Raw genomic sequence first — 8,152 nt, 5'->3', positions numbered from 1 at the left:
GCCGGTAGCGCCTGCCCAGCCGCTGCTGAGCGCCGCGCCGGTGCCGCGCACGGCCGTCAGGAACGTCATGACGGTGACCCAGACCAATGCTTCCCATCATGCCTCGCCGCTGGCCTCGGAAGCGGTGCGCAAGGCCATGGTGGCGCGCGTGGCCAAGCAGGGTGTGGCCGATGCCAAGGTGCTGGCCGCGCTGGAGGCAGTGCCGCGCCACATGTTCGTGGAACCCGGCCTGGCCAGCCAGGCCTATATCGATGCGTCGCTGCCGATCGGCCATCACCAGACCATTTCGCAGCCCTACATCGTGGCGCGCATGATCGAACTGATGCGCCAGAATCGCCATGGCGGCCGCCTGGACCGGGTATTGGAGATCGGCACCGGCTGCGGCTACCAGGCCGCCGTGCTGTCGCGGGTAGCAGGCGAGGTGTATTCCATCGAGCGCATCAAGCCCTTGCATGAACTGGCCAAGACCAATCTGCGTCCCTTGCGCGTGGCGAACATCCGCTTGCATTACGGAGATGGTATGCTTGGCCTGCCGCAAGTTGCGCCGTTTGATGGCATCATCCTCGCGGCGGCAGGTCTCGAAGTGCCGCAGGCCCTGCTGGAACAGCTCGCCATTGGCGGCAGGCTGGTAGCGCCCGTGGGCGAACGCCAGCAGGTGCTGGAACTGATTGAACGTGTGGGCCAGCGCGACTGGCGCCGTACCACCCTGGAACAGTGCCATTTCGTGCCGCTGCGGCCGGGAACGGTGTAGGTCGGCAAAGTCCGGCATGAGCAGGACGCAATGAGCAGAACCGGCGGATATCAGGTCCGCCACGCATCATCGAACAGGGAGCGGGCGGCAACAAGCACAAGCATCCAAGCCGCGGGTCGATGAAAAGAGCGGATGGGCAGGCAAGGGGGCCGCATTTCCCTGATGAACTTCTGGCGCTGGCTGCGTGTCAACTAGCGTCGTACAAAATCTAACGTAAGAGCATGAAGAAAATTCGTTTGGCTGTATTGGGCAGTGTCGTCAGTTTGCTGGCCGCCTGCGGCTCGACACCGAATCAGCAGCCGGCGCCCGTCGTCGAGCGCACGTCGAGCACCGCCAAGCCGGCCGATGCTGCTGCCGCTCCGGTGGTGCCGGCCCCGTCGGGACGTGGCTATTACACCGTCAAGAAGGGCGATACCCTGTATCGCATCGCCCTGGACGTCGGGCAGAACTGGCGCGACATCGTCGCTTGGAACAACCTGACCAACCCGAACGACATCAAGGTCGACCAGGTGCTGCGCGTGGCGCCGCCCGATCGTGCCGGTCCGGCCCAGACGGCGACCGTGGCTGCCGCGCCGGGCGCAGGCCTGGATGTGAGGCCGCTGGGTGCACCAGGCGCCGCCGCACCGACTGCAGCACCGATGGCCTCGGGCAGCAACAAGACTGGTCCGCGCGGTGACAAGCGCGCTTACTCGGAAAGTGCCCTGGCTGAACTGGAAAAGCCTGATGCTGCACCGGCAGCCGCACCTGCTGCAGCCCCTGCGGCTGTCGCCAAGCCGGAAGCGCCGCATGCAGCGGACAAGCCGGCGGCAGCCAGCCAGGCGCCGGTCGCCAGCGATGATGAAGGCGTGACCTGGATGTGGCCGGCCGACGGCAAGGTGGTCGGCACCTTCGAAGGCGGCAAGAAGGGTGTAGATATTGCAGGCAAGGATGGCCAGGCGGTCCTGGCGGCAGCGGGTGGCAAGGTCATGTATGCCGGCAGCGGCATTCGTGGCTATGGCAACCTGGTGATCATCAAGCACACCAACAACTTGTTGTCGGCCTATGCCCACAACAAGACCATCCTGGTCAAGGAAGGCCAGGCGGTGACCAAGGGACAGAAGATCGCTGAAATGGGCAAGTCCGACAGCGACAGCGTCAAACTGCATTTCGAGATCCGCCAGCAGGGTAAACCTGTTGATCCTTCAAAATACTTACCGCCACGCTAGCGTATGACGAGCAATCGCCGCGATCACTTGCCAGACCAGGACCCTCGTGAAGAGGATATGGACGATCCCATCGAGGAGATCGATGAACCGGAAGTGATTGACGGCGATGCTGCCGAGCAGCCCCAGCAGGCGGCCCCGGCCGAAGGCGTGGACGAGCTCAAGAAGGTGCTCGCCGCCGAACTCTCCACCGACACCACCCAGCATTACCTCAACAAGATCGGTGCCAAGCCGCTGTTGACGGCGGCCGAAGAGCTGCATTTCGCCACCCAGGCCAAGGCCGGCGAATTCGAGGCGCGCCAGAAGATGATCGAGCACAACCTGCGGCTGGTGGTGTCGATTGCCAAGCACTACATCAACCGGGGCGTGGCCCTGCTGGACCTGATCGAAGAGGGCAACCTCGGCCTGATGCGCGCCATCGACAAGTTCGAGCCGGAGCGCGGTTTCCGCTTCTCTACCTACGCCACCTGGTGGATCCGCCAGAGCATTGAGCGCGCCATCATGAATCAGGCCCGTACCGTGCGGCTTCCCGTGCATATGGTGCGCGAACTGAACCAGATTCTGCGCGCAAAATATCACCTCGAAGCGCAGCAACGTGACGGAAGAGACGCCAGCGCCGAAGACATCGCGCACCTGGTCGACCGCCCGGTGGAAGAGGTGCAGGATGTGCTGGCCCTGTCCGAACATGCAGCCTCGCTGGACACCCCGCTGGATAACGACCCGCAGGCCAGCCTGATGGATCTCTTGCCCAGTGCCGTCGAAGAGCATCCTGACACCCGTGCCGAAAGCCAGGAAATGGCCTTGCTGATCCGGGAATGGCTCAAGAGCTTGTCCGAAAAACAACGTGTCGTGGTGGCCCGCCGCTTCGGCTTGGACAACGACGATCCCTCGACGCTGGAGCAACTGGCGGGCGAGATGGGCATCACTCGTGAGCGCGTGCGCCAGGTGCAGCAGGAGGCTTTGGTCAAGCTCAAGCGGCTGCTGACCTCGCGCGGCGTGAGCCGCGACGCGTTGTTCTAGGGCGCTTCCTCTAAATTGCAGTGATTTCGCGGGCCGGCGCGGTCCGGATGCGCTTGCTGCTTCCCTCGCGGTCCCGGATCGCGGACAATACCGCTTTTGTTTTCGGCAGCGGGCTTCGGTCCTACCCTGTGGTTTCCCTCATGCAACAAGACATCATCATTGAAATCAAGTCGCTCGACATGGACGGGCGCGGCGTTGGTCACCTCCAAAACGAGGATGGCACGCAAGGCAAGGTCATCTTCGTCGAAGGCGCGCTGCCGGGCGAGCGGGTCAGTTTTCAGTCCTATCGCAAGAAGCCCAAGTGGGAGGCGGGCGTGATGACCACGCTGCATAGCGAGTCCTCGCTGCGGGTGAAGCCCCGGTGTGATTATTTCGGCACCTGCGGCGGCTGTGCCATGCAGCATCTGGAGCCGTCGGCCCAGGTCGCCATGAAGCAGCGCGTGCTGGAAGACAACCTCTGGCACCTGGGCAAGACCAAGGCCGAGGTCATGCTGCGTCCCATCTATGGCCCCACCTGGGGTTATCGCTATCGCGCCCGGATCTCGGTGCGCCACGTGGCCAAGAAGGGTGGGGTGCTGGTGGGCTTCCATGAAAAGCGCTCGTCCTTCATCGCCGATATGAAGACTTGTGAAATCCTGCCGCCCAATGTGTCGGCCATGCTGGTGCCGCTGCGTGAACTGGTGGCAGTGCTGTCGATTCGCGATCGCATGCCGCAGATCGAGCTGGCCGTGGGTGAGGGCGACGATGGCAACAAGGTTACCGTACTGGTGTTGCGCATCATGGAGGCGCTGAGCCCGGCCGATGAAACCCTGCTCAAGACCTTTGCCGACGAGCACAAGATCGAATGGTGGCTGCAGACCAAGGGGCCGGATACGGCAGCGCCTTACTATCCCGCCGAATCGCGCCTGCAGTACACCTTGCCTGAATTCGGTATCCGCATGCCGTTCAAGCCGACCGATTTCACCCAGGTGAATCACCAGATCAACCGCGTTCTGGTGGCCCGTGCGCTGCGCCTGCTGGATGTGCAGCCGCAGGATCGCGTGGCCGACCTGTTCTGCGGCTTGGGCAACTTCACGCTGCCCATCGCTACCTTGGCACGCGAAGTGGTCGGGATCGAAGGCAGCACGGCCCTGACCGAGCGCGCACTGGACAATGCCAAGGTCAATGGCGTCGATGCCAAGACCAGTTTCTATTGCCGCAATCTGTTCGAGGCCAAGCCGGAAGATTTCGTGGCGCTTGGCAAGTTCGATCGCATGCTGATCGACCCGCCGCGCGAAGGTGCCATGGAAGTCTGCAAGGCCCTCGTGGAATTGCCGCCGGAACAGCAGCACCTGAAGCCCAAGCGTATCGTCTACGTATCCTGCAACCCGGCGACGTTGGCGCGCGATGCAGGCATGCTGGTCCATCTGGGTGGTTATGCACTCAAGTATGCTGGCGTGGTGAACATGTTCCCGCATACGGCCCACGTGGAATCCATCGCCGTGTTCGATCTGCCCGAGTGAGGTCGAGGGCAGCAGACGAAAAAAATGCCGGCTTGCGCCGGCATTTTTATTTCATTTGAAGCAATATTCGCGAGATCAGTCGCGGTTGCCGCCGACGATGCCCAGGATGGACAGCAGGTTGGCAAAGACGTTGTAGACGTCCAGGTAGATCGCCAGCGTGGCCGAAATGTAGTTGGTTTCGCCGCCGTTGACCACTTGTTGCACGTCATACAGGATGTAGGCCGAGAAAATGGCGATGGCCACCACCGAGATGGTCAGCTGCAGCGCCGGCAGGTGCAGGAAGATGTTGGCCAGCGAAGCCACCAGAATCACCAGCACGCCTGCAAAGAGCCACTTGCCCATGCCCGAGAAGTCACGCTTGGAGACGGTGGCGATGGTGGCCATGCCGCAGAAGATGATGGCGGTGCCGCCAAAGGCCGTCATGATCAGTCCGGCGCCGTTGGAGAAGCCCAGCGTGTACTCGATCAGGCGCGACAGCATCAGGCCCATGAAGAAGGTGAAGCCCAGCAGGAAAGCTACGCCCCAGCCAGTATTCTTGGTCTTCTCGATCGCGTAGAAGAAGCCGAAGGCGATCGCCAGGAACAGCACGAAGCCGATCATCGGGCTCGCAGCAAACAGGCTGAAATGCATCTGCACGCCCAGCCAGGCGCCCAGCACGGTCGGGATCATCGACAGCGCCAGCAGCCAGTAGGTGTTGCGCAGAACGCGGTTGCGGGTGGCCAGGCTCGTGGTCGAGTGGCCGAAGGTCGTGTCCAGTTGATTCATATGTCCTCCGAAGCGTTGAATGCGAGCCAGAGAATAGCACGATGGCTCACTGCTAAGACAAGTCTTCCCTCGCTCTGGTTCGAGATGCGGGCACTTTATGTGAGGCCGTTATCTCGCGCATCCTGGCTGATTTCAATGCGCTACTGCCCGAATGCCGTGTCAAAGCAGGTGAATTGACATGATATCTGATGGTTTCATGCTAAAATACAAGGTTCATTGAATTAACAATTATTGGCTTTAAGCCTTTATTTTTATTGGAGTTTTTCTCATGGCAATTGAACGCACCCTGTCGATTATCAAGCCCGACGCCGTCGCCAAGAACGTGATCGGTCAAATCTACAGCCGTTTCGAAAACGCCGGCCTGAAGGTCGTCGCTGCTCGCATGGCCCAACTGTCGCGCGCTGAAGCCGAAGGTTTCTACGCTGTGCACCGTGAGCGTCCTTTCTTCAAGGACCTGGTGGACTTCATGATCTCCGGCCCGGTGATGATCCAGGTGCTGGAAGGCGAAGGCGCCATCCTGAAGAACCGCGACCTGATGGGCGCAACCGATCCGAAGAAGGCCGAAAAGGGCACCATCCGCGCCGACTTCGCTGACTCCATCGACGCCAACGCCGTGCACGGTTCGGACGCTGAAGAAACCGCCAAGGGCGAAATCGCCTACTTCTTCCCGGCACTGAACGTTTATTCGCGTTAATCTGTTCCTGTTTTTCATCGGTCTTCCGGGCTGGGGTGGAAACCGGCGCAGCAATCCCTGCTGCGTCTTTCTGCTCTGGTCCCGACCGCAAGCATCATGACTACAGCTCTCACCAATCTGCTGGATATGGATCCCGCGCAACTCGTCGCTTACTGCGGCGAGTTGGGTGAGAAGCCGTTTCGTGCAAAGCAGTTGCAGCGATGGATACACCAGTTCGGCGTGTCTGATTTCGATCAGATGACCGACCTGGCCAAATCGCTGCGCGACAAGCTGAAGACCCGCGCCGAAGTCCGTGCGCCGGCCATCATCAGCGACCATACCTCCACCGACGGCACACGCAAGTGGCTGGTCGACGTGGGCCAGGGCAACGCGGTGGAAACCGTGTTCATTCCTGAAGAAAACCGCGGCACGCTGTGCGTTTCGACGCAGGCGGGCTGTGCCGTGAATTGCCGCTTCTGCTCCACCGGCAAGCAGGGCTTCAACCGCAATCTCACCGTGGCCGAAATCATCGGCCAGCTGTGGATGGCGGAATTCGAATTGCGCAAGACCAAGGGCATCGAAGGCGGCCCCAAGGGCGAGCGCCAGATCACCAACGTGGTCATGATGGGCATGGGCGAGCCGTTGCTCAACTTCGAGCCGACCGTCACCGCCTTGCGCCTGATGCTGGACGACAATGCTTATGGCCTGTCGCGCCGCCGCGTCACGCTCTCCACCAGCGGCGTGGTGCCGATGATCGACAAGCTGTCGCAGGAGTGCCCGGTGGCGCTGGCTGTCTCGCTGCACGCCTCCAACGATGCGCTGCGCGATTCGCTCATTCCGCTGAACCGCAAGCATCCGCTGCGTGAGCTGATGCTGGCCTGCAAGCGCTATCTGGAATTCGCGCCGCGCGACTTCATCACCTTCGAGTACTGCATGCTCGATGGCGTCAATGACACCGACACCCATGCGCGCGAACTGGTCGCGCTGGTGAAGGAAGGCGAGACCGCCATCCCCTGCAAGTTCAACCTGATTCCCTTCAATCCCTTCCCCGAGTCGGGCTTGAAGCGCTCGCACAATCCGCGCATCAAGGCGTTTGCGCAGATCCTGATGGATGCTGGCATCGTGACCACCATCCGCAAGACCCGTGGCGACGACATCGATGCCGCCTGCGGCCAGTTGGCCGGCGAAGTGAAGGATCGTACACGGGTGCAGGAACGCATGCAGAAAATGGCCGAATACCAGGCCAAGTTCGGCAAGGACTTTGGCCGCATCGTGGAGATCTCCGGGTGACGGCAGGGTGGTCCCATGTCCTTGCTGGTCCTGCGGTACCAGCCTTCGCCGCCACGGCGAGGGATCAGTTGCCGCTTTTTACAGAATGGGTAACGGGGGCGTCGATGTTGCGCTGGGGCGCAGGCATCGCACGTCCTTTTTGTGTTTTTGCTGAAATGATCGTCCGTTCTGCCGTTATGGTTCAGGATGGGCTGAAGTTGTCGAATTTCCCCGGAGGGACGCGGCAGGAGCCGCGCAGGGACGCTCCAGAAGAATCCGGCCAGGGCCGGCTAAAAAAAGCTTTTCCATGTGGAGCATTTGATGAGTGATCAACAAATGAACGAAATGTCGTCGCAGCAACCGCAAGATCCTGGTCCATCGTCCCCGGCCCAGGTCTTGCCCGGCGCCGCGCTGGCCGCAGCGCGCCAGAAGAAGGGCTGGACCATCGAGCAGGCAGCCAGCCTGGTGAAGCTGGCCCCGCGCCAGATCATGGCGATCGAAGCGGACAATTATGCAGCCTTGCCCGGCCTGGCCGTGGCGCGCGGTTTCGTGCGCAGCTATGCCAAGGTGCTGGGGCTGGATGTGCATGCCGTGACGGCTTCCTTGCCGCAGGAGTCGGCCGTGCAGCAGCGCGACCACATCGTACCGCAGCACCAGCTCTCCACGCCGTTCTCGGAAGGTCCGCTGCCGGCCATGATGATGAGCACGCGCGGCAACAGCTCGGCCTTGCCCATCGTCGCCGGTGTGGTGGTGGTCGCCCTGTTGGCAGGCGCGGCAGCCGTGCGCTGGACTGAACTCGGTGCCAATGTGCCGCAGCTGGCCTTCCTCAAATCGCATCACGAGGAGGCAGCAGCAGCGTCGGGCACCTCTCCGGATGCGCAGAATGTGCAGTCGGCCGAGACCGCTTCTTCCACCGAGACACCGGTGAATGCCCGTGTTGAAACAATCACGTCCGCACCCGCCGAGGAGC

At 61.7% G+C, this 8,152-nt stretch carries 8 protein-coding genes; 7 read left to right on the top strand and 1 reads right to left on the bottom strand.

The window, feature by feature from the left end:
* From B3873_RS00060 to rlmD, 4 genes are all read left to right on the top strand, one after another.
* A partial coding sequence (locus B3873_RS00060) for a protein-L-isoaspartate(D-aspartate) O-methyltransferase (RefSeq protein ID WP_286863417.1) occupies positions 1 to 751 on the top strand: 751 nt, incomplete at its 5' end.
* A gap of 221 nt (positions 752 to 972) precedes the next feature.
* Positions 973 to 1,956 carry a peptidoglycan DD-metalloendopeptidase family protein gene (locus B3873_RS00055; RefSeq protein ID WP_286863416.1) on the top strand — a complete coding sequence of 328 codons (984 nt, stop codon included), beginning with the start codon at positions 973 to 975 and terminating at the stop codon, positions 1,954 to 1,956.
* 3 nt (positions 1,957 to 1,959) lie between these two features.
* A complete protein-coding gene (gene rpoS / locus B3873_RS00050) occupies positions 1,960 to 2,973 on the top strand; it encodes an RNA polymerase sigma factor RpoS (protein ID WP_286863415.1) in 1,014 nt (337 codons plus the stop codon).
* Between the two features lie 140 nt (positions 2,974 to 3,113).
* Complete coding sequence (gene rlmD / locus B3873_RS00045; RefSeq protein ID WP_209535450.1) at positions 3,114 to 4,475, top strand: 23S rRNA (uracil(1939)-C(5))-methyltransferase RlmD; 1,362 nt, start codon at positions 3,114 to 3,116, stop codon at positions 4,473 to 4,475.
* A gap of 75 nt (positions 4,476 to 4,550) precedes the next feature.
* On the opposite strand, the gene B3873_RS00040 is transcribed toward rlmD, so the two are convergent.
* The gene (locus B3873_RS00040; RefSeq protein WP_039785351.1) at positions 4,551 to 5,240 is read right to left on the bottom strand and encodes a Bax inhibitor-1/YccA family protein; all 690 of its coding nucleotides are present in this window, start codon (positions 5,238 to 5,240) and stop codon (positions 4,551 to 4,553) included.
* A gap of 268 nt (positions 5,241 to 5,508) precedes the next feature.
* Here B3873_RS00040 and ndk point away from each other — a divergent pair, with 268 nt between their 5' ends.
* From ndk to B3873_RS00025, 3 genes are all read left to right on the top strand, one after another.
* Entirely contained in the window at positions 5,509 to 5,934 is a 426-nt protein-coding gene (gene ndk, locus B3873_RS00035; protein ID WP_034333977.1) for a nucleoside-diphosphate kinase, read from the top strand.
* A 96-nt stretch (positions 5,935 to 6,030) separates the two neighbouring features.
* Complete coding sequence (gene rlmN, locus B3873_RS00030) at positions 6,031 to 7,203, top strand: 23S rRNA (adenine(2503)-C(2))-methyltransferase RlmN (protein ID WP_034333976.1); 1,173 nt, start codon at positions 6,031 to 6,033, stop codon at positions 7,201 to 7,203.
* 300 nt (positions 7,204 to 7,503) lie between these two features.
* Positions 7,504 to 8,152: helix-turn-helix domain-containing protein (locus B3873_RS00025; RefSeq protein WP_286863413.1), on the top strand; the 649-nt coding region annotated here is incomplete at its 3' end.

Source organism: Herbaspirillum sp. UBA812 (assembly GCF_002296545.1).
In the GTDB taxonomy this organism is placed as follows: Bacteria; Pseudomonadota; Gammaproteobacteria; order Burkholderiales; family Burkholderiaceae_D; genus Herbaspirillum; species Herbaspirillum huttiense.
Note: the sequence above shows the minus strand (reverse complement) of the source record. Positions and strands in the feature narration are given on the sequence as shown.